The 20,092-nt window shown below is 56.1% G+C and carries 19 protein-coding genes, 3 tRNA genes and 1 rRNA gene; 8 read left to right on the top strand and 15 right to left on the bottom strand.

Translation table 11 applies throughout. From position 1 onward, the window contains the following. Positions 1 to 111: 111 nt before the first annotated feature. Positions 112 to 1,071 (top strand): homoserine kinase, encoded by a 960-nt coding sequence (locus tag GPM19_RS10585; protein WP_160419015.1) that lies wholly within the window; start codon positions 112 to 114, stop codon positions 1,069 to 1,071. After that, on the top strand, positions 1,068 to 2,987 hold the full coding sequence (gene speA, locus GPM19_RS10580) for a biosynthetic arginine decarboxylase (RefSeq protein ID WP_160419014.1): 1,920 nt from the start codon (positions 1,068 to 1,070) through the stop codon (positions 2,985 to 2,987). The genes GPM19_RS10585 and speA overlap by 4 nt, the downstream gene beginning before the upstream one ends. Before the next feature lie 6 nt (positions 2,988 to 2,993). Here speA and GPM19_RS10575 read toward each other — a convergent pair whose 3' ends face one another. From GPM19_RS10575 to GPM19_RS10535, 9 genes are all read right to left on the bottom strand, one after another. Further along, complete coding sequence (locus GPM19_RS10575) at positions 2,994 to 3,659, bottom strand: fumarylacetoacetate hydrolase family protein (protein ID WP_160419013.1); 666 nt, start codon at positions 3,657 to 3,659, stop codon at positions 2,994 to 2,996. A gap of 114 nt (positions 3,660 to 3,773) precedes the next feature. Further along, positions 3,774 to 4,757, bottom strand: a complete 984-nt coding sequence (gene thpD, locus GPM19_RS10570; RefSeq protein ID WP_160419012.1) for an ectoine hydroxylase — start codon at positions 4,755 to 4,757, stop codon at positions 3,774 to 3,776. Between the two features lie 473 nt (positions 4,758 to 5,230). Further along, positions 5,231 to 5,306: transfer RNA gene (locus tag GPM19_RS10565), tRNA-Thr, on the bottom strand. A gap of 60 nt (positions 5,307 to 5,366) precedes the next feature. Continuing rightward, positions 5,367 to 5,441 (bottom strand) — tRNA-Gln (locus GPM19_RS10560). A 6-nt stretch (positions 5,442 to 5,447) separates the two neighbouring features. Further along, positions 5,448 to 5,523: transfer RNA gene (locus GPM19_RS10555), tRNA-Phe, on the bottom strand. Between the two features lie 82 nt (positions 5,524 to 5,605). Further along, positions 5,606 to 5,878, bottom strand: coding sequence for an oxidative damage protection protein (locus GPM19_RS10550; RefSeq protein ID WP_160419011.1), 273 nt, complete (start codon positions 5,876 to 5,878; stop codon positions 5,606 to 5,608). Between the two features lie 34 nt (positions 5,879 to 5,912). Next, positions 5,913 to 7,007, bottom strand: coding sequence for an A/G-specific adenine glycosylase (mutY, locus tag GPM19_RS10545; RefSeq protein ID WP_160419010.1), 1,095 nt, complete (start codon positions 7,005 to 7,007; stop codon positions 5,913 to 5,915). A gap of 128 nt (positions 7,008 to 7,135) precedes the next feature. Beyond that, positions 7,136 to 9,478 (bottom strand): AsmA family protein, encoded by a 2,343-nt coding sequence (locus GPM19_RS10540; RefSeq protein WP_160419009.1) that lies wholly within the window; start codon positions 9,476 to 9,478, stop codon positions 7,136 to 7,138. A gap of 7 nt (positions 9,479 to 9,485) precedes the next feature. Then, on the bottom strand, positions 9,486 to 9,977 hold the full coding sequence (locus GPM19_RS10535) for an acetyl-CoA sensor PanZ family protein (RefSeq protein ID WP_160419008.1): 492 nt from the start codon (positions 9,975 to 9,977) through the stop codon (positions 9,486 to 9,488). A gap of 207 nt (positions 9,978 to 10,184) precedes the next feature. Between GPM19_RS10535 and hisB the strand changes: the two genes are divergently transcribed. Genes hisB through hisF form a run of 4 tightly spaced genes read left to right on the top strand, consistent with a single transcriptional unit; the run spans position 10,185 to position 13,016 of the window. After that, positions 10,185 to 10,778 (top strand): imidazoleglycerol-phosphate dehydratase HisB, encoded by a 594-nt coding sequence (gene hisB, locus GPM19_RS10530; RefSeq protein WP_160419007.1) that lies wholly within the window; start codon positions 10,185 to 10,187, stop codon positions 10,776 to 10,778. A gap of 34 nt (positions 10,779 to 10,812) precedes the next feature. Continuing rightward, complete coding sequence (hisH, locus tag GPM19_RS10525; RefSeq protein WP_160419006.1) at positions 10,813 to 11,454, top strand: imidazole glycerol phosphate synthase subunit HisH; 642 nt, start codon at positions 10,813 to 10,815, stop codon at positions 11,452 to 11,454. Between the two features lie 39 nt (positions 11,455 to 11,493). After that, entirely contained in the window at positions 11,494 to 12,246 is a 753-nt protein-coding gene (gene hisA / locus GPM19_RS10520; protein ID WP_160419005.1) for a 1-(5-phosphoribosyl)-5-[(5-phosphoribosylamino)methylideneamino]imidazole-4-carboxamide isomerase, read from the top strand. After that, on the top strand, positions 12,243 to 13,016 hold the full coding sequence (hisF, locus tag GPM19_RS10515; RefSeq protein ID WP_160419004.1) for an imidazole glycerol phosphate synthase subunit HisF: 774 nt from the start codon (positions 12,243 to 12,245) through the stop codon (positions 13,014 to 13,016). The genes hisA and hisF overlap by 4 nt, the downstream gene beginning before the upstream one ends. Positions 13,017 to 13,026: 10 nt before the next feature. Here hisF and GPM19_RS10510 read toward each other — a convergent pair whose 3' ends face one another. Beyond that, positions 13,027 to 13,617 (bottom strand): YjaG family protein, encoded by a 591-nt coding sequence (locus GPM19_RS10510; protein WP_160419003.1) that lies wholly within the window; start codon positions 13,615 to 13,617, stop codon positions 13,027 to 13,029. Positions 13,618 to 13,740: 123 nt separating this feature from the next. Between GPM19_RS10510 and GPM19_RS10505 the strand changes: the two genes are divergently transcribed. Next, a complete protein-coding gene (locus GPM19_RS10505; protein ID WP_160419002.1) occupies positions 13,741 to 14,427 on the top strand; it encodes a type 1 glutamine amidotransferase in 687 nt (228 codons plus the stop codon). An 11-nt stretch (positions 14,428 to 14,438) separates the two neighbouring features. Here GPM19_RS10505 and mnmH read toward each other — a convergent pair whose 3' ends face one another. From mnmH to GPM19_RS10485, 4 genes are all read right to left on the bottom strand, one after another. Continuing rightward, complete coding sequence (gene mnmH, locus GPM19_RS10500; protein WP_160419001.1) at positions 14,439 to 15,533, bottom strand: tRNA 2-selenouridine(34) synthase MnmH; 1,095 nt, start codon at positions 15,531 to 15,533, stop codon at positions 14,439 to 14,441. Next, the gene (gene selD / locus GPM19_RS10495; RefSeq protein ID WP_160419000.1) at positions 15,530 to 16,567 is read right to left on the bottom strand and encodes a selenide, water dikinase SelD; all 1,038 of its coding nucleotides are present in this window, start codon (positions 16,565 to 16,567) and stop codon (positions 15,530 to 15,532) included. The genes mnmH and selD overlap by 4 nt, the downstream gene beginning before the upstream one ends. Positions 16,568 to 16,626: 59 nt before the next feature. Further along, positions 16,627 to 18,003 (bottom strand): DNA repair protein RadA, encoded by a 1,377-nt coding sequence (gene radA, locus GPM19_RS10490; RefSeq protein ID WP_160418999.1) that lies wholly within the window; start codon positions 18,001 to 18,003, stop codon positions 16,627 to 16,629. Positions 18,004 to 18,093: 90 nt separating this feature from the next. Beyond that, positions 18,094 to 18,543 (bottom strand): copper resistance protein NlpE N-terminal domain-containing protein, encoded by a 450-nt coding sequence (locus tag GPM19_RS10485; protein WP_160418998.1) that lies wholly within the window; start codon positions 18,541 to 18,543, stop codon positions 18,094 to 18,096. A gap of 194 nt (positions 18,544 to 18,737) precedes the next feature. On the opposite strand from GPM19_RS10485, the gene hisC reads away from it, so the two are divergent. Next, a complete protein-coding gene (gene hisC / locus GPM19_RS10480) occupies positions 18,738 to 19,799 on the top strand; it encodes a histidinol-phosphate transaminase (protein ID WP_160419185.1) in 1,062 nt (353 codons plus the stop codon). A 208-nt stretch (positions 19,800 to 20,007) separates the two neighbouring features. Here hisC and rrf read toward each other — a convergent pair. Continuing rightward, a 5S ribosomal RNA gene (gene rrf / locus GPM19_RS15740) occupies positions 20,008 to 20,092 on the bottom strand; the annotation flags it as partial.

Here is a 20,092-nt window from a genome sequence, read left to right as displayed (position 1 = left end):
CCTGCAGCGTCAACCGTCATCTGAATCCCTGCATCGAGATGCAACACAGTGCTGCCAACTCAAGGAGCTAGCCGCTACAATAGCCGGCTTAGCAACCTGGGCGAGATTCTCATGGCTGTATTCACTCCGCTTGGCGACGCACAGGTCGCAGCGTTTCTGGAAAGCTTCGACGTCGGCACTCTGACAACGCTTAAAGGCGTGGCCGGCGGTACGGAAAATTCCACGTTTTTTGTCACCACTGACCGTCGTGAACTGGTGCTTACCCTGTTCGAACAGGGCGAGCACGAGGAACTGCCATTTTTCGTGGACCTGCTCGACTACCTCGACGAGCACCGGCTGCCGGTTCCCGGCACCATCCATGACCGTGAAGGCATTGCCTTGCATAGCCTGGCCGGAAAACCAGCGCTACTGTTCCCGCGGCTTCCGGGGCGTCATCCTGAGGCACCCAACCTGAACCAATGTCAGGCACTGGGCGATACGCTGGGACGCATGCATGTCATCTCTCAGCATTTTCCCGGCCATCGCCCGAACCCTCGCGACTTGCACTGGATGCGTGCCATGCATCATAAGGTGCTGATCTACTTGAGCCCGGACGACCAGAACCTGATGAAAGATGAGGTCGACGCCTTCGAGAGCGCTTTTATCGAGCATCCGGTGCTGCCCCAGGGCGCGCTGCACGGCGATCTATTCCGGGATAACACCCTGTTCGAAGGCGACAAACTCGGCGGCATCATCGATTTTTATAATGGCTGTACCGGCGACCTCCTGTTCGATCTGGCCATTGTCATCAATGACTGGGCGACCCAGGACGATGGACACCTGAATGAGGAACGCCACGATGCCATCTTACAGGCTTATCAGGCACGTCGGCCGCTGAACGCGGATGAGCGGGCAGTGTGGCCGGTGATGCTGCGCATGACGGCATTGCGTTACTGGCTTTCGCGGCTGCTGGTGGTGTACGTCGATCCTCCGGCGCATGATCTGACCCCCCACGACCCCGAGCGCTTTCGCACCATCCTGAAGACGCGCCTGGCCCACGGCGCCCTTCCCCTTCCCGAGGCACCTTCATGAGTTTCATGGCATCCGCTTCCGGCCCTGCACAACGCGCCCGCCGCACCTGGAATATCGACCAATGGGGCAGCGGCTATTTCGATGTCAACGACCAGGGCGATGCCCTGGTGCGGCCCCTGGGTAGCGACATCCAAGGCCCAGCATTGCCATTGGCCGCCTTGGTGAAACAGCTCAAGGCCGCCGGCTTGCGCTTGCCGGTTCTGGTGCGCTTCAGCGATATCCTGCATGACCGTGTCGAGCAACTCTGTGCGGCCTTCGATAGCGCCATGGCGGATACCGACTATCAGGGAGGTTATACCGCCGTCTATCCGATCAAGGTCAACCAGCAGCGCCGGGTGGTGGAAGAAATTCTGGCCACTACCGAGCGCGGTAAGGGCCGAGTCGGTCTGGAGGCGGGTAGTAAGCCGGAGTTGCTGGCGGTATTGGCACTTTCCAGCGAAGGCTCCTCCTTGATCGTGTGCAACGGTTACAAGGATCGCGAATATATCCGCCTGGCCTTGCTGGGGGAAAAGCTCGGCCACCGGGTATATCTGGTCGTGGAAAAGCTCTCCGAACTGGAGATGATCCTGGAAGAAGGGCAACGCCTGGGCGTCACGCCGCGTATCGGACTGCGGGCACGCCTGGCCTCGGTTGGCAAGGGTAAATGGCAGAATACCGGCGGCGAGAAATCCAAGTTCGGCCTTACCGCCGCCCAGATTCTCAAGGTGGTGGAAACCCTACGCGAACAGGATGCCTTGGGTAGCCTGCAGTTGGTGCATTTTCATCTGGGGTCGCAGATTGCCAATATCCGCGATATCCAACGCGGCCTGCGCGAATGCGCGCGTTTCTATCAGAACCTGCTCGCCTTGGGCGCACCCATCGACAGCGTCGACGTAGGGGGTGGCTTGGGTATCGACTACGAAGGCACGCGTTCGCGCAGCTTTTGTTCAGCCAACTATTCGATGCGGGAATATGCGCGAAATGTGGTGACCGCTTTTGCCCAGCTGTGCCGCGAAGAAAATCTGCCGCATCCCCATTTGATCAGCGAGTCCGGCCGGGCCTTGACGGCCCATCATGCGGTGTTGATCACCAATGTTATCGGTGAAGAGCGCATTGCCGAGTCTCCGCCTGAAAAGCGCCTGGCCGACGATATTCACGTCGCCGAGCTGTGGCAAGTTTACGAGCGTCTGGCCGACGATCAGGAACCTCGCGTCCTGGCGGAAGCCTGGCACGACCTGCTGCAAACCGTCAGTGAGCTACAGGAACGCTTCGTGATGGGCCTGAGCGATATTTCCGCTCGCGCCGAAGGCGAAGGCGTCTACCTCGCCGCCTGTGTGCGACTGCGCGCCAAACTCGATACGCGTAACCGTGCCCATCGTGAAATTGCCGACGAGCTCGCCGAAAAGCTCGCCGACAAGCTATTCGTCAACTTCTCACTGTTTCAGTCGGTGCCCGATGTGTGGGGAATCGAACAGATATTTCCGGTACTACCGTTGACCGGGCTGGATAAGGAGCCCACCCGGCGCGCGGTGATTCAGGACATCACCTGTGATTCCGACGGGAGAATCGATAGCTACGTCGATGGCCAAGGGGTGGAAAGCACCCTTCCGCTACCCGAATGGAAAAACGCTGACGAGCGCTTGCTCGGATTTTTTCTGGTCGGGGCTTACCAGGAAATTCTCGGCGACCTGCATAACCTCTTCGGCGATACCGATTCCATTGATGCCGCCCTTGATAATAATGGCGACTGGGTACTCTCCAACCCCTTGGCTGGGGATACCGTGGCCGATGTCTTGGCCTACGTGAATTTCGATGCCGAAGCACTCAAGGCCAAGCTTGCCCAACAGCTCGCTGCAAGCCGGTTGCCTGACACCGAGCAGGCTCGCCTGCTCGCCGACTTGGGTGAGAGCCTCGAGGGTTACACCTACCTGGAGTGAAACGCCTTATTCGATCACTCTTGTGGCCACGTCAAGTCCTCCGGTCAAGGATAGACGCAACTCGGCACCCCGCGGCAACTCACCGACACCCGCCGGGGTGCCGGTGAGAATGACATCACCGGGCTGCAGGGTGAAGTGGCGGCTCATTTCGGCCACCAGTATCGGCACTGAAAACAGCATGTCCGAGCCTTCCCCGTGCTGGCGTTCTTCGCCATTGATTTCCAAGCTGAAGGCCAAGGCATTCCAGTTGGGCACCCGCGACAGCGGCAAGAAGGCAGACAGCGGGCAGGCACCGTCAAATCCTTTGGCGACTTCCCAGGGATGTCCCTTTTCCTTCAACTGGCTCTGCTTGTCCCGCAAGGTAAGGTCGAGGGCCAAGCCAATCCCGACAATCGCTCGCTCGGCTTCGTCACTACTGGCCTGGGTCAATGTTTCGCCTATCAACAGCGCCAACTCAACTTCGTAATGCACGCTCCCGCGTGCAAACGGTGGGTCCAGCGTTTCCGTTAGATCCACCGCACTGGTTGACGGCTTGATGAACAAAAGCGGCTCGGTGGGTATCGGATTGTTCAATTCCTTGGCGTGGTCGGAGTAATTGCGACCCACGCAGACGATTTTGCCCAAGGCGTGGGGGAACACCTGGCCATCGGTAAACTGTGGAACAAAGTCCATGGTGGGTAGCCTCCTTATCATTATACGGCCGCGCTCATGACGACGGACGCAACAGTCTACCCCACCTGAGACAAGGTTCCACAGCCCGGCAGGTAATTCGACACCACCGATGTATCAGGCGCGCCAGCTCTCGCCCGGTTCATGCGCCAGAAAGCGTGGCCGCGGTTGATTAGCGGCAAAGGGTTTCTGACAGCGGTTATCCAGCCGGTTGTAAACAAAGAATGCATTACTCCGCGGGTCCGGGGACATATTGGCATTGGAAGCATGCAGGATGTTGCAATCAAACAATAACAATCCGCCCGCGTCTCCCGTCGCCGCATCGATTCCCCCTCCTGCCTCAATCAGCTGGGCAAGCGCTTCATTGCTTGGCACCCCGGCTTGCTGATTTTTGAGGGAATTACGGAAGTTGTCTTGCGGCGTTTCGCCCAGGCATGGCACGAATACCTTGTGCGAGCCAGGAACCAGCATCAAAGGGCCGTTGAAGTGATGGTTATCGGTAAGAATCAGGGAAGCACTTACCGCATGCATGGCCGGCATGCCATCTTCGGCGTGCCAGGTTTCAAAGTCCGAATGCCAGCTAAATCCTTTACCCGCAAACCCCGGCTTGTAGTTGATCCGGGACTGATGCACATACGCCTCGCCGCCGAGTATCTGCTCCACTCTATCCGTCAAACGCTTGTCACGCGCCAACTGGCTCAACCGCTCCGAGAGAAAATGTACCGCAAACAGGGAGCGAATTTCCTTGCCTTGCGGCTCGGTAACACTGAAATCACGCCCCGGGTAATCCTCATGGCGCATTAAATACCGTAACTCTTCACGCAGGCCTTCAAGCTCTTTCCCACTGACGAAATTGGGCAAAAATAGAAAGCCTTTCTCTTCAAACTCATCCAGCTGCGCCTGAGTGAAGGGACCGGGAAGATCACGCCCCTTGACCACCTTTTCGCGACGCTTTAACCAGAGCGATTCAGGCGGGCGAGAAAGCCGCGTGGGATAAGGGTCCGGCGAGCGCACGTCGGTGTTCTGCCAAGCCGGCAAATCGGACGTTTCCGTGTACTGTTTCTGGGTGGAAAATTTCAATGATGTCTTTGGCAATGGCATCTTGCTCAACTCCTTGTCGGTTTGTCATACATCCGCCAATTAGTTGTTTCTAAAAACAATGCCACGCAAGGCCTACGACACTTTCTCTCTGACGCTTTACCTTACGTTGTCCTGTTTTCATCAAGCATCCAAAAAGCCTGGGCTCAACGAATTTCATCGACAGGCAATGTAGCTGCATGAACTCAGCAACAGCTAATGGAGATGCGTAGAGTCTTCTGTGACTCAGCTACTACGCTAGGGAGCTTTCGCCTAAAAAACATTAACTCACGTTATGAGATGCGCCAGGAACGAGGAATTTCAGCTAAAGATGTTCTAACCAAACGAGCGGAGAAAGTAATATTTATTCCGTCCGGCCATGCTTGGAATGCTGCCTTCAATCAATGTGTAGACACTTTGTAGACAGACACAAAAAAACCGCCATCAAGGGCGGTTATTTTTTCTTCTGTAACTCATTGAGTTATCAGATTTTTTCTTGGTGCCGACACCAGGAGTCGAACCCGGGACCTACTGATTACAAGTCAGTTGCTCTACCAACTGAGCTATGTCGGCTTTTGCGCTTTACAAAGCCAGAACGTCACACAGTTCCAACTCTAAATTCTGTGTTGACGATGGCTGGGGTACCAGGATTCGAACCTGGGAATGCCGCTACCAAAAAGCGGTGCCTTACCACTTGGCGATACCCCAGCAGTGTGGTGGCCAGAGACGGAATCGAACCGCCGACACGGGGATTTTCAATCCCCTGCTCTACCGACTGAGCTATCTGGCCGCTGCCAACGGTGCGTATTAAACTAAAAATCCGGTTCTTCGTCAACACTTTTGTGCAACTTTACTCCTGTCCTGCGTTCCGTTCATTTCTCGCGCGGGACGTAACCCTCCGCCTGATCGGTTTCTTGATTATCAAGAAACCGCTCCATCTGTTCCATCAGATAGGCTCGCGCTTCGGGCTCAAGCATGTTGAGATGCTTTTCATTGATCAGGCGTGTCTGCAAGGCCTGCCATTCATCCCAAGCCTTCTTGGAGACGGTGGCTTGGATCTCCTGACCTTTCTTGCCCGGTAAGGGCGGAAACGGCAATGCTTCCAAATCTTGTTGATACTTACGGCAAAATACCGTTTGGCTCATGAATCTCTCCTTGCTGTTTATGCGGCGCGACGTCTCAGGCATGGCCCGGCAATAGGTTAAGGGCAAACGGTAGCTGGCGCTCAAGCAGCGCTTTTACCGGTGCCGCCAACCCTAGTTCCGGCGGTCGTTCCAGGTCGTACCAGACACCGCCTTCTCTTACTTCATTCAGCGTATCGCACTCCGCCGGTCGCGGGGTAATTTCCAGACGGAAATGACTGAAGGTATGGGTAAACATTGGCTCCGCGGAGCCGAGCGACGGATTGATCGTGTGCTGTAAAAGCCAGTCCCACAGCTGGGATTCCTCCTCGAACTGAGGCAAGCTCCAGAGTCCTCCCCATAATCCCGCAGGCGGCCTCTGCTCCAGCCATATGCGGCCCCTGGCATCCTGTAACACCAACATCAGAGTCTGGCGTACCGGCAATGCCTTCTTAGGTTTGGAAACCGGAAAACGATGGGTTTCATGGCGAGCATAGGCGAGGCACTCTTGCTGAAAAGGGCAACGCCCGCACTCAGGCTGGCTACGCCGGCACAGGGTGGCCCCGAAATCCATCATCGCCTGGGTGTAATCGGCAACTCGGCTTTGGGGGGTATAGTAGTCCGCCAACGCCCATAACCGGCGCTCCACCGCAGGTTTGCCCGGCCAGCCCTCCACCGCATGTAGCCGGCTAAGCGAACGTTTGACATTGCCATCCAGAATCACCGCACGCCGCCCGGCACTCTGAGCAATAATCGCACCGGCAGTTGATCGACCTATACCTGGGAGAGCTGTCAATGTCTCGACGCTTTCCAGGGGCATCTCACCGTCATGTTGCGCAACAACAATGCGTGCCGCCCGATGCAAATTACGCGCGCGTGCGTAATAACCCAGCCCCGTCCATAGGTGCAGCACTTCGTCCTGATCGGCCTTCGCTAACATCTCCAAGGTGGGAAAGCGCGCCATGAAACGTTCGAAATAGCCAATCACGGTGGTGACCTGGGTTTGCTGCAGCATGATTTCCGACACCCAGACCCGGTAGGCTGTGCGTGGTTGTTGCCAAGGTAGGTCATGCCTGCCGTATTGTTCGAACCAGTGCAGCAACCGTTGCTGAAATGTAGCAGGCGCCATGATTGGCGCCGGTTCCTGAGCCATGTTGTCTCCTCGCGTTATGGCGCCACTCTCGAAAACCCACGGCAATAAAAAAGCGCCGGCCTTCAAGCCGGCACGAACCTTATTTTTCAGGCGCTCACTTTTTCAGATGCTCACTTTGTTTCAGTTATTCAGTTAAACAAGCGCCGTAAACCGTCACGAATTTCTTCAGCGGCTCCTTCACCCAAGTTCTCGTCCAAGCGCTCAAGCGCGTCGTCCATACGTCCTTCAACCTCCTCATTGATCCGCTCACCGGCCTCAGCACGTAGAAGCTCCGTCAGCGAGTCTTGAAAGGCATTTCGATCAAACCTGCACCATTGATCGCGCGCTTCATTGACATGCCCTTCACAGCGCACGGGTAACGTGAGACGTTCAAGCTGAGGGCTGACACGGCAAGCGGCATCAGCGGTATCCACAATACGGGTATTGGCACGGGCATCGAAACGCAGGCTATTGAGATCGAACTCTCCTTCTCCCTGTACTTGAATCCCCGGCAAGGCAATCGACAGGTCTTTACTTTGTATCAAGCCGTTGCTCACATCGAAAGTGGCATCAAAACGTTCAAAACGCGTGTCGCTATGCCATTCACGAGCGGTGCCTTCGCCTTCAAGCTGAGCCACGAGCTCGCATAATTCCTGCGAGACGTTGATATCGAGTATCGCACCGTCGCTAAGCCGGGCATCAATCGTGCCGTTTAAATGGCGCACCAGTGAATCGCGGGTATTGCCCCTTGAGGTAAGGTCCCCTTCCAGTTCTACACGACCCCGTATAGGAGAAGCCCCTTCACTGAGGGCTTCAAGCAAGGCGTCCACCTGTACTCTTGAAACGTTGGGCTGCAATGCCCACTGCAAAATAGTCTCTCGGCTATCCAGACGCCCGGTAGCGCTCAACTGACCACCGTAAAAATCAGCATTGAATGCACTCAATCGATGCAGCCCCGGCTCACCGTCCATGGCCAGTTCGGTCTGGGCAAAGTCCAGCCCACCCAACATCAACTGGTCGATGGAAAGCGCCCCTTCCAAGGTCAACCCGGACAGCCAACGCTGCGGCAATAACTCGGAGGGGTTGGAAGGAGTATTGGCGTGGGCTGTCGACACACCCACCACACGGCTGGCCTGGGAGTTATCATTGGTAGGTGGCAGGTAACTGTCCAGGTTCAACTCATCGCCTTCCAAATCGAAGGCCAGACGTTCGCCTTCTAGACCTACCTCTAAACGGCCGATATACGTCCCGTTATCCACTACCAAGGAAAGTCCGCTGAAGGCTAGTTGTTGCATGTCACCTTCGATGGGACTCGTCAATGCCACATCAGACAGCGCTGCTTCGTTGGCGGTTTTCAGCTCGATACCCGCACGCTTTAACCATGGACGCAGATTAAAGGGTGCCATGTTGAGCTGGCCGTGATAACGCGGGGCTTGGCGCACTTCTTCCAGGTTGAGATGACCACTCAGACGCAAACCGTCGGGGCCGGTCAATTGGAGGTTCTTGAGCCGCGCGGTCTCTGCCTGCCAATCCCCTTCCAAACCATAAGCCAGGGAAAGCGTCAGCGCTCCCTGCCAATTTTCAGGATGGCGCAAGCTCGCTTCGATGTTGCCCTCACGAACGCTGAGCTGCTGTGAGGACAAGTTGGCCACAATCTCTGCGGCCCGAAAATCAACCTGTTGGACTTCGCTCTCTTCCTGGCGTCGTGAGCGCGTAGTCAGGGTAGTGTTCTCCAGCACGTAGCGCCGCTCGTCAAGTGCCAGCTTGAGACGCGTTTCCAGGTTTACTTCAGTTGTAAGGTCTGGGCTACGCTCAAGCTTTTCGGCATCCAGCCGGTTGTGCGACGTCAAAGTGAACATGGCTTTCAGAGGAAACGCCCGCACTGGATTGACGTTGCTTCCGGAAATATTCACCTGTTGAAAATGCAGAAGTCTATTCGTCATCTCATCGCGAAAGCGAATATCTGCCTTTCTGACTTCGACACTGGCAATATTGAGTACCACTGTCAGGTTACCGGCATCTGTATTGGGACCGGCACTCGCGGGAGCAAGCACGGTTTCAGCGTCTTCTTCACTCTCAGCAAGCCGTTCGATCAAGGGCTCCCAGTTACCTTCACCTTCGGCGTCACGCTCCAGATTCAGGCGCAACCCTTCAAGGGTCAGGCCATCCACTGCGATTTCCCCGCGTAACAAGGGGGCAAAAGCCAGGCTCACCTCAGCACGATTAATCGCTGCAAAAGCCTCTTCGTCATTCTCCTGTTCGGGCAACCATGCCTGGGCATTTTCTACACTGACCCCGATGCGCGGATAAAACGACCAGGAAAGCGGTCCTTCCAACGCCAGTTCCAACCCGGTATGTTCTTGCACCACCGCGGTGAGCCGTGGTTTGAAATCTTCAGGGTCTAAAAATGTCGTAACGTAAACCACTGCACCAACGGCTACAATGGCTAGCATTCCCACTGCCGCCAGCAAGATTCTCAATAATCGCTTCATTAACCTTTTACCCTTTTCCTTGTGGATCCAGCTCGACATAATCACTAGCAATCGGTTGGCCCGACTCTTGCTCGGCCGCATTGAGGTCTGAAATACGAGGAATAGGCCGATAGCCCAACCTGGAAAGTAGCACCCGGTCCGCCAAGGGCAAGGAGTGGGTGGCAATACGCAACACCTTGCCTTCACTCGCCGCCTGCTCAGCCAAGAGGGCCATCAGGCGCGAACCCACGCCTCTTCGTCGCGTAATCTTGCGGACACAGAGGTCCGTCAGCCATAAAGCGTCGGCTTCAGCGGTAATAGCCACGGCACCTAGAAGCCGGTCATTGAAATGCGCGCAGGCGAAGCAATGACCGTCCTTCAAATGGCGTTCAATGAAGGATTCAACATGACACGCCATCCGGTCCGGCGGTGCATCACGATAGATTCGGACAATATCCAGTCGAATCTGGGCATCAGCCTCCCAGCTCATCTGGTCGACATACTGAAGCGTCACCGGCATGGTGCATTCCTCTTGGCCAAAAGCAGCTTTGCTGCCATTTTTGTCGCTGGCGGGGGCGGACTCACTCGCTGCATTGTAGCGGATGGGCAGGCCGATTCACTATAATGTCCGCTTTGCCGATAGACTTCACCTTGCTCGCCCGGCCGGCACCTACACTACGGTACGCTGGCCGACCCCTTGAAGGCGCTTCGGCGCAGGAGATGTAACATGTCAGAGCGTATCGCCACGGTAAGCCGTGATACCCAGGAAACCCGGATCACCGTCACCGTCAACCTTGACGGAGAAGGCCGCTTGAATTGTGAAACCGGTGTTCCCTTTCTGGATCACATGCTCGACCAGGTGGCACGCCACGGCCTGATCGACCTGGATATCCACGCCATGGGAGATCTGCATATCGATGATCACCATACCGTGGAAGATCTGGGCATCACCTTGGGGCAGGCCTTTGCCGAAGCCATCGGCGACAAGCGCGGCATTTACCGCTATGGCCATGCCTACGTGCCGCTCGACGAAGCGCTTTCCCGAGTGGTTATCGACTTTTCCGGCCGCCCCGGCCTATACATGAACGTCGATTTCACACGTGCCACGATCGGACGTCTGGACACTCAACTGTTCTGGGAGTTCTTTCAAGGTTTCGTCAATCATGCGCGCGTCACGCTGCATATCGACAACCTGAAAGGCTTCAATGCCCATCATCAGGCCGAAACCATCTTCAAGGCATTCGGGCGGGCGCTACGCATGGCAGTTGCACCGGATGCGCGTATGGCGGGGCAAATGCCTTCCACCAAGGGGAGTCTGTAATGTCAGCCGCCACACTATCAATCAGGAGCGCCATATGACCATTGCCGTGATCGATTATGGAATGGGCAACCTGCATTCCGTCGCCAAGGCGCTTGAGCATGTTACTCATGAAAATGTCATCATTACCCGCGACCCACGCTGTATTCTAGGCGCCACCCGTCTGGTGCTGCCCGGCCAGGGCGCCATGCGTGACTGTATCGGAGAATTGGAGCGCACGGAACTACGCGGGTTGGTGGAAGATATTCTAAAGCGTCAAGCCAAGCCGTTGCTGGGCATTTGCGTGGGTCAGCAAATGTTGCTGGAGCATAGCGAAGAGAATGGCGGCATTCCCTGCCTGGGCTTTTACGCGGGTGAGGTCAGACGTTTTCCCACCGATATGCGCGATGACCTCGGGCAACGCCTGAAGGTACCGCACATGGGGTGGAATCTGGTTCACCAGAACCAGCCCCACCCACTATGGGAAGGGATCGATTCCCAGGAGCACTTTTATTTCGTGCACAGTTACTATGCCGACCTGACCGACGAAACCAAGATTTTCGGAACCACGGGGTACGGTAAGGTCAGTGCTCATGTGGCGATTGGCCATGAAGCGACCTTCGCCGTGCAATTCCACCCCGAAAAAAGCTCCCGCGCCGGCCTGAAATTGCTGGAAAACTTTGTCAACTGGGCGCCCTGAACGGCGCTAGACCCATTGGGCACCCGAGAGGATTTATTCATGTTGGTTATTCCCGCGATTGATCTCAAGGACGGCCAGTGCGTCCGGCTCAAGCAAGGCCGTATGGAAGACGCTACCGCCTACGGCGATGATCCGGTCGCGATGGCGGCTCGCTGGGTGGAAGCTGGTGCTCGACGCCTGCATCTGGTCGATCTCAACGGCGCCTTTGAAGGCAAGCCGGTCAACGGCGAGGCGGTGACCGCCATTGCCCGCGCCTACCCGGACTTGCCCATCCAGATCGGTGGCGGCATTCGCACCGCCGCCACTATCGAGCATTACCTTAATGCCGGCGTTTCCTACGTCATTATCGGCACCAAGGCCGTCAAGGAGCCGGCATTCGTCGGCGAAATGTGTCGCGCCTTCCCCGGCCATGTCATCGTAGGTCTGGATGCCAAGGATGGTTTTGTGGCCACCGACGGCTGGGCCGAGGTCTCCACGGTCAAGGCCACGGAGCTTGCCAAGCGTTTCGCCGATGACGGTGTCTCCAGCATCGTCTACACCGATATCGCTCGCGACGGCATGATGGGCGGTGTCAACGTCGAAGCGACCGCCGAGCTTGCTCGAATGGGAGGATTGCCGGTAATCGCCTCCGGCGGAGTGACCAATCTTGATGACATCCGCGCGCTGAGCGCCGTGGCCAAGGATGGAATTCTCGGCGCCATTACCGGGCGAGCGATCTACGAAGGTACGCTGGACGTGGCCGAAGCCCAGCGCCTAAGCGATCAACTTACCCAATCAGGGGGCGTTTCATGAGCCTGGCCAAACGTATCATTCCCTGCCTGGACGTCGATGCTGGTCGCGTGGTCAAGGGTGTCAATTTCATCGGTATCCGCGATGCCGGTGACCCGGTGGAAATCGCCCAGCGCTACAATCAGCAAGGGGCCGATGAGATCACCTTCCTCGACATTACCGCCAGCCATGAAGACCGCGATACCACGGTGGAAATGGTCGAACGCATTGCCGGGGAAGTGTTTATTCCTCTTACTGTAGGCGGTGGCATTCGCAGCTGTGACGATATTCGTACCATGCTCAACGCCGGTGCCGACAAGGTCTCGATCAATACCGCAGCGGTGAATAACCCCGAATTCGTGCGCGAGGCCGCTGATCGCTTCGGTAGTCAATGCATTGTCGTGGCTATCGACGCCAAGCGTGTTTCCCTTGAAGGGGAACCCCCACGCTGGGAAATCTTCACCCATGGCGGCCGTCGCCCGACCGGCTTGGATGCCGTGGAATGGGCCAAGAAGATGGTCGAATACGGTGCCGGTGAACTATTGTTGACCAGCATGGATCGTGACGGCACCAAGATGGGGTTTGATCTTGGTGTCACGCATGCCATCAGTGAAGCGGTGACGGTACCGGTGATTGCTTCCGGCGGGGTGGGCAACCTGGATCACTTGGTCGAAGGCGTTACCAAAGGCGGCGCGGATGCGGTGCTCGCCGCGAGTATCTTCCACTTCGGTGAGTACACTATTCCCGAAGCCAAACGCTACATGGCCGAACGCGGCATCGAGATGCGGCTCTGAGACTCAACAATTAATCCAGTGAAAGTCCCAGATTACTGATTCCGCCATTGCGTCCTAGCTCGCGTGCTTCTTTTAATACCGCTTTATCCAACGGTTCGCTTACGACTTCCAATACGGCGTCCTGGAAGTCGTTCTCGTCGGCCATCAACGGATGATCCCGAATAATCAACGCCAACGCCTGAGCATCGACCTCGCCTTCGGTGAGCTCTATAAACGCGCGTACGCCCGCACGTGATGTACGGCTAACATCCAGCACGGCCTCTGGAGATTCGCCTTGTAGCGTGTCCAGCAGTGCCGAAACAGATACCACGGCATCCAGAGCACGTCGAGCGCCAAAACTATCATCCCCTTCGGGCGGCTCGCATTCGGCTAGCTTTTCCGCTTGGCGGGCAAAGTCGATGCTGGCATTAGGTACATTCAGCCGCTCCCAAACCAAACTCAGCACGGCTTGCAGCGTATGACCATCGCCCTGCCCCGTGGTTTGCTCATACAGGGCGTAATTGGGCAGCAAACGCTCGCATAGCGCCGCCATAAAGGCTTGCTGGGCTGGCAATGGGAGCTCTTGCAGCCGCTGATAAAATCCTTGGGGTTTGGAAACCATGCTGAATTCCTGAAGCTTCTTATACGAAATTTTGGTGAAAAGTAGTCGGTACGTTATCGTCAATACAGGCGGTTGGGTGATCCCCAATGCTTAAATGAGTATACGGCCGGCGAGGAGATTACCATGCATATTCATCTACTACAGCACGGCCCTGACCATGGCCCCGCCCGTTTAACCGACTGGCTAACCAGTATGGGGCATAGTTACACCGTATTTCATCTCTATGCGGGAGAATTGACACCCCGCCCAGGCGAGTGCGACGCGCTGATCGTTCTCGATGGGCCGGAGGAGCTCCTCAGCCATCCACCCACATGGTTTAAGGCGGAAGATAAACTTATCAATCGTTATCTGGATGGGCAAAAACCCTTGTTGGGTATCGGCTTGGGCGCCCATTGGATTGCCCGCGCGTTGGGCGCTGTGGTGGCTCCCGGCACTTATGCAGAAACGGGCTGGCATACGGTCGAGTTGGCTGATGAAAGTCCTTTCGATCTACCTGAGCGTTTTCAAGCCTTCATGTGGCATCGTTATGTCTTCAGTCTACCTGACAATGCACTTCCCCTAGGGGGTAGCGAAGCAGCACCAGTGCAGGGATTTAGCTGGGATGCAGGGCGCGTGGTCGGCTTGTTATGTCATCTGGAAATCACCCAGCTCAGTATTCGCGAGCGTATTACCCACCTTTCTTTTCCGGAAGGCAGTGATACGAGTGCTTTTGTACAAACGCCTCAAGAGATTCTCGCCGAGCCTAGGCGCTTCGACCAGCTCGCACCCTTGCTGGACCGTTTACTCAGCCAATGGCTACGCGCGAGCTGAGTAAACGCAACCTACTGTCTGGCAGCACTCCACTCGCGCGCCACCGCCAGACAGCTGTCCCAATCGCCAACATGCACCACGGGGGGCGCATCCTCGTGTTTATTCAGCTGATAGCGATACATGGGGTCGTAATATTCCGTGAGGAGTGGTGCAAGCCAGGCTTCATGCGCTTGACGGTTACCTCGTTCATGCTCACGGAAGGCCAGTTGTTGAAGGCGCTGCAAGCGTGCCAAGCGTGCGCTGCCGAGACGCTTTTTCAAGCGTCCCAATGCCGTTATCAAGTGCTTGCGCATCAATGTCCAACCCAGCCAAGGCCCGTATTGGCCGGCATAGATGTCCCAAAGCTCATCGATATAGTCCCGATGAATCTGCGCCAACCGCCAATCCAGCGGCATTTCCACGCGCACACGCGGCGCTTGCTGCATGGCCCGCCAGAACGTCAGGGGTACATTGGCAGTGCCAATCTGACGGGATTCGTCTTCAAGCACGAGGGGGCCGGGTAGCGACAGTAATCGCCGGGCCATGGCATGTTCGAAATCGATCTGGGAGGGGGGAGAAAAGGGGTGACGACCAAACGCCGAACCTTTGTGACGTGCGAAGGCCTCCAGGTCCAGACTATTGGCGAGACGCTCGATCAAGACGGTCTTGGCGCAGCCGGTAAGCCCTCCCACTATTAACATCGGCTGTTCTGCCGCGGCATCAATACGGGCACACAGAGCTTGACGCATCGCTTTCCAACCGCCCCGAATGCGCGGACGCGTCACTCCGGCATCCTGTAACCATTGCTGGGCCACCTGTGAGCGTAGCCCACCGCGAAAGCAATAGATGACCGCATCCGGATGCGCTTTTACATAAGCTTTCCATGCTTCAACACGGGCTTCCTTGAGCTGCCCGCTGACCAACCGCTCGCCTAGAACAAGCGCCGCCTGCTGGCCTCGCTGTTTATACTCGATGCCGACACGTTGGCGTTCCTCGTCGTCCATCAGGGGTAAATTAACGGCACCCGGTAAGTTTCCTTGGGAAAACTCCACCGGTGCCCTCACGTCAATCAAGGGACGTGCTTCCCGCAACAACTCAAGTGCCGGCTCGACCAATGGCAAACTCACCCGCGTACCTTTATCAATGCCTCACCTTCCTGGGCGACCATCTTGCCGAACGGCTGCAACTCAAGACCGAATTTTCGGCCGATGCGCTCTACATCGTCCTCCCAAGCAGGATCCACACTGACCAATAGACCGCCGGAAGTCTGGGGGTCACACAGCCATTGCCAATGGGTCTCATCCATGGCAGGTAGGGCGTTACCCAAGGCATTGCGATTGCGCAAACTGCCCCCGGGCACTGCGCCTTGGCGGCGATAGGCCTCCGCTTCGGCAAGCCGGGGAAGGCGACGAAAATCAATTTGCGCCGCAACATGACTGGCCTTGCACACTTCCGCCAAATGCCCCGCTAAGCCGAATCCCGTCACATCGGTCATGGCATTGACGCCTTTGACTTTGGCAAGCTCAACACCAATGGTGTTGGGTTTCAGCATGGTTTCACGCGCCAAGCCATGGTGCCCAGGTTCAAGCAGGCCCTTTTTTTCGGCCGTGGTCAGCATACCGACACCCAGTGGCTTGGTCAGAAATAAAAGATCTCCCGCCTTGGCGCCGCTATTAAGCTTGAGGTGCTCAAGATCCACCAAACCGTTGACCGCGAGTCCAAACATCGGCTCGGGAGCATCGATCGAATGGCCACCAGCCAGTGCCACACCCAGCTCGCTGCATACGGACTGCGCTCCCGCCACGACATCCCCTGCGATATCAGCCCCGAGTTTTTCGATCGGCCAACCTAGAATTCCTAAGGCCATGATCGGCGTTCCGCCCATGGCGTAGACGTCGCTAATGGCATTGGTCGCAGCGATACGACCGAAATCAAAAGGATCATCGACAATCGGCATAAAGAAATCCGTCGTGGCAATCATTCCACGACCATCACCCAAGTCATAGACTGCCGCATCTTCACGGCCTTGATTACCCACTATCAGGCGCTTATGCGAGGCGCCAGGGCCAGCTTTGGCCAGAATACCATCGAGCACGTCAGGCGCTATCTTGCAGCCGCAACCGGCGCCGTGGCTATACTGAGTCAAGCGGATAGTGCTCATGGTGTCTCTCCTTGGCTTACTAATAAAATATCTGCGAGGCTGCAACTCTCCCAAAGCGGTTAAAGCGCTTCGAGGGCATCGCTTAATTTATCCACGGCAATGACTTCCATGCCCGCTGGCGGTCGCTTGGGTGCGTTACCTCGCGGCACGATTGCACGTTGAAAACCATGCTTGGCCGCCTCAGTGATACGCTCCTGGCCGCTGGGGACTGGGCGAATCTCCCCCGATAGACCGACTTCGCCAAACACCACCAGCTCACGAGGAAGCGGTCGGTTCTGCAAGCTTGAAACCACTGCCAGCAATACTGCCAGGTCCGCACTGGTCTCCAGCACCTTAACGCCACCTACGACATTGAGAAAGACGTCCTGGTCGCCGGTAAATAAGCCGCCATGGCGATGAAGTACCGCCAGCAGCATGGCCAGCCGATTATGGTCCAGCCCAACAGCAACGCGGCGTGGGTTACCCAATGCCGAGTCGTCCAGCAATGCCTGAACCTCCACCAGAAGTGGGCGCGTACCCTCCCAGACCACCATTACCAAGCTGCCGGAAGCCAGTTCTTCGCTGCGTGAAAGAAAGATGGCACTGGGATTCTTGACCTCTTTCAACCCTTGTTCAAGCATAGCAAAGACGCCCAGCTCATTGACCGCACCAAAACGATTCTTCTGGCCACGCAGAGTGCGAAAGCGTGAATCCGCACCTCCTTCCAGCAACAAGGACGCATCGATCATGTGCTCAAGCACCTTGGGACCGGCCAGGGAGCCATCTTTGGTCACATGCCCGACCAGCAGCAGCACGGTATTGCTCTGCTTGGCGAAGCGGGTCAAGGCTGCGGCGGACTCACGTACCTGAGCCACACCACCGGGAGCGGAACTGATATCTTCCAGGTGCATCGTCTGGATAGAGTCGATCACCAGAATCTCGGGATGTTCGCGCTCGGCCACTGCCAGAATGGTTTCCACGCTGGTTTCCGCCAGCATCTTAAGCCCTTGGGTGGGCAATTGCAGACGCTGCGCGCGCATCGCGACTTGAGATAAAGATTCTTCCCCGGTGACATATAAAACACGTCGCTGCTGCGCCAGTTTACAGGCCGTTTGCAGCAACAGCGTAGACTTGCCTGCCCCGGGGTTACCCCCTAGCAGTACCGCTGAACCAGGCACCAGTCCCCCACCCAAGACGCGGTCAAACTCTTCAAAGGTGGATGAAAGCCTTGGCACTTCGCTGAGGTCGACACTTCCCAGGTCCACCACTTCCCGGGAGAGATCCCCCGCATAACCATTTCGGCCTGAGGCGCTCGCGGCGCCTCCTCCTGGACGCGCACTCGCCAGGCGGACCTCACTTAAAGTATTCCACTCCCGGCAACTATTGCATTGACCTTGCCATTTTCGATATTCCGCGCCGCACTCGGTACAGACAAAGGCGCTTTTGGCTTTAACCACAGAATTCTCGCCTCCTCATCAGCCCCAGGTAATAGATTACCTACAAAAAAGGCGGCACTCAGGCCGCCTCATTCATGCATTACGAGTGAATTACTGGCGTTGCAATCGCAACATTTCACCGTTCTGAAAGCGTCGACGTTCGGGGTCGATCAACTCAAGTGTCTGCTCATCAATACGCAGGAAGTAATAGGTCTGGCCATCTCCGTCCGGTGTCAGCTCATAAACAGTGGCATCCGGATCAGAGGGAGTCCCTGTCAAGACTTCCCAATTACCTTCATAATTTTCAGCGGGAGGCGATTCAGGATGGTTGCGATAATCCGCCTGCAGCGTAAAGGTACGCTCTTCCAAGGCCCCGTATTCCTCACCCATCATGGTAACATCAAGCTCAATGCCATCGCAGTTACGACACGGCAAGGTGCCTTGGTAGTTGACTTGCGCCGACTCGGCAACTGCTGTGTCAGGCTGATCGGTAGGGCCAGTGGCACAACCAGCTAGCAGGGCTAACATGGCCGAACCGACCAACAGACTCCGAAGTTGCATAGGGGTGTCTCCTTATGGTGTTAAATATTATTCGTTACGTGATACGTAACTCACAGTTAGGACAGCATAACTGCTACAAGGTGCAACGCACAGCCTCCATGTTTCATTCGCTCCTGTCGATATTAGCCTGCTTGCGCTTGGATAAGCTTCAGGCGACCATATCTACCAATCAGCTTTTTCACTCGGGACAATTTATGAGCAAACTTTGGAGCCCGGAACTCTGGGCGCTTACTCCTTATGTTCCCGGCGAGCAGCCGCGTGATCATGTGGTCAAATTGAACACTAACGAGAACCCATACCCTCCGGCTCCCGGAGTGGAAGCAGCGCTGCGCAACTACCCTGCCGATCATCTTCGTCTGTACCCTGACCCAACATCGTTAGCATTGCGTCAAGCCCTGGCTCGGGTGCATGCAGTGGAACCAGCCCAAGTCTTTGTTGGCAATGGATCGGATGAAGTGCTGGCTTTTGCATTCCAGGCTTTTTTTCGCCATGGCAAGCCAGTCGATGTGCCATCGATTACTTACAGCTTCTATCCCGTTTATGCCAAACTTTACGCAATCGAACTGAGAGCACACCCACTCACTGCTTCCTGGGAAGTCAATCTCTCGGCTCTTGCGGCCGACAGCAAGCGCAGTGGTATTATTTTTGCCAATCCCAATGCACCGACAGGCCATGCTCATTCCCTTGAAGCCATCTCTGCCTTACTCGAGCAAGTCACTGACAATGTGGTACTTGTCGATGAAGCCTACGTGGATTTCGGTGCAGAAAGTGCAGTAGCGCTGGTTTCACGCTATCCAAACCTATTGGTTACGGGCACCTTCTCCAAGTCACGCAGTCTCGCAGGATTGCGCCTAGGCTACGCCATCGGCTCACCTGAATTGATCGAAGGCTTGCAGCGCGTAAAGGATTCATTCAATTCCTATCCAGTAGATAGCCTGGCAAGCGCTGTAGGCATTGCAGCCCTTGAAGATGACGTGCACTTTGCCGCTTGCCGTGAACGCGTCATGACGACCAGGGAACGTACACGCCAACGTCTGGAAGCATTGGGGTTTGAGGTATTGCCTTCAAAAGCGAACTTCGTTCTCACCCGACATCCAGAGATGGAAGGTGCTCAATTATTTGCCGGACTTCGTGAACGAGGCATTCTGGTACGCCATTTTAATACACCTGAACTTAGCGATTTCTTGCGTATAACTATTGGAACAGAGGATGAAATGGATAGCCTGATGGAGGCACTCGAGGTACTTTGTGCATGAAGGTTCTGGAGATTTTTGACTAATCCAAAGCCAGAGGGCGGTTTTTTAATCGCCCGCCTCTATACTTTGGTAATACAGCGTTATTGTTTACCGCCCGCACTACAAACGCCTCTCGGCCTGCCTGCGTGCCGAGAGGTTGGGCCTGTTTTCCGGGCACAAAAAAAATCCCCCGGGGCACTTGGCCCCGGGGGATTTTTTTCAAATAGGTGCCTGACGATGACCTACTCTCGCATGGGGAGACCCCACACTACCATCGGCGCGGAACGGTTTCACGACTGAGTTCGGCAAGGGAT

This window comes from Vreelandella zhuhanensis (genome assembly GCF_009793355.1).
Taxonomy (GTDB): domain Bacteria; phylum Pseudomonadota; class Gammaproteobacteria; order Pseudomonadales; family Halomonadaceae; genus Vreelandella; species Vreelandella zhuhanensis.
This window is presented reverse-complemented; position numbering and strand designations above follow the sequence as displayed.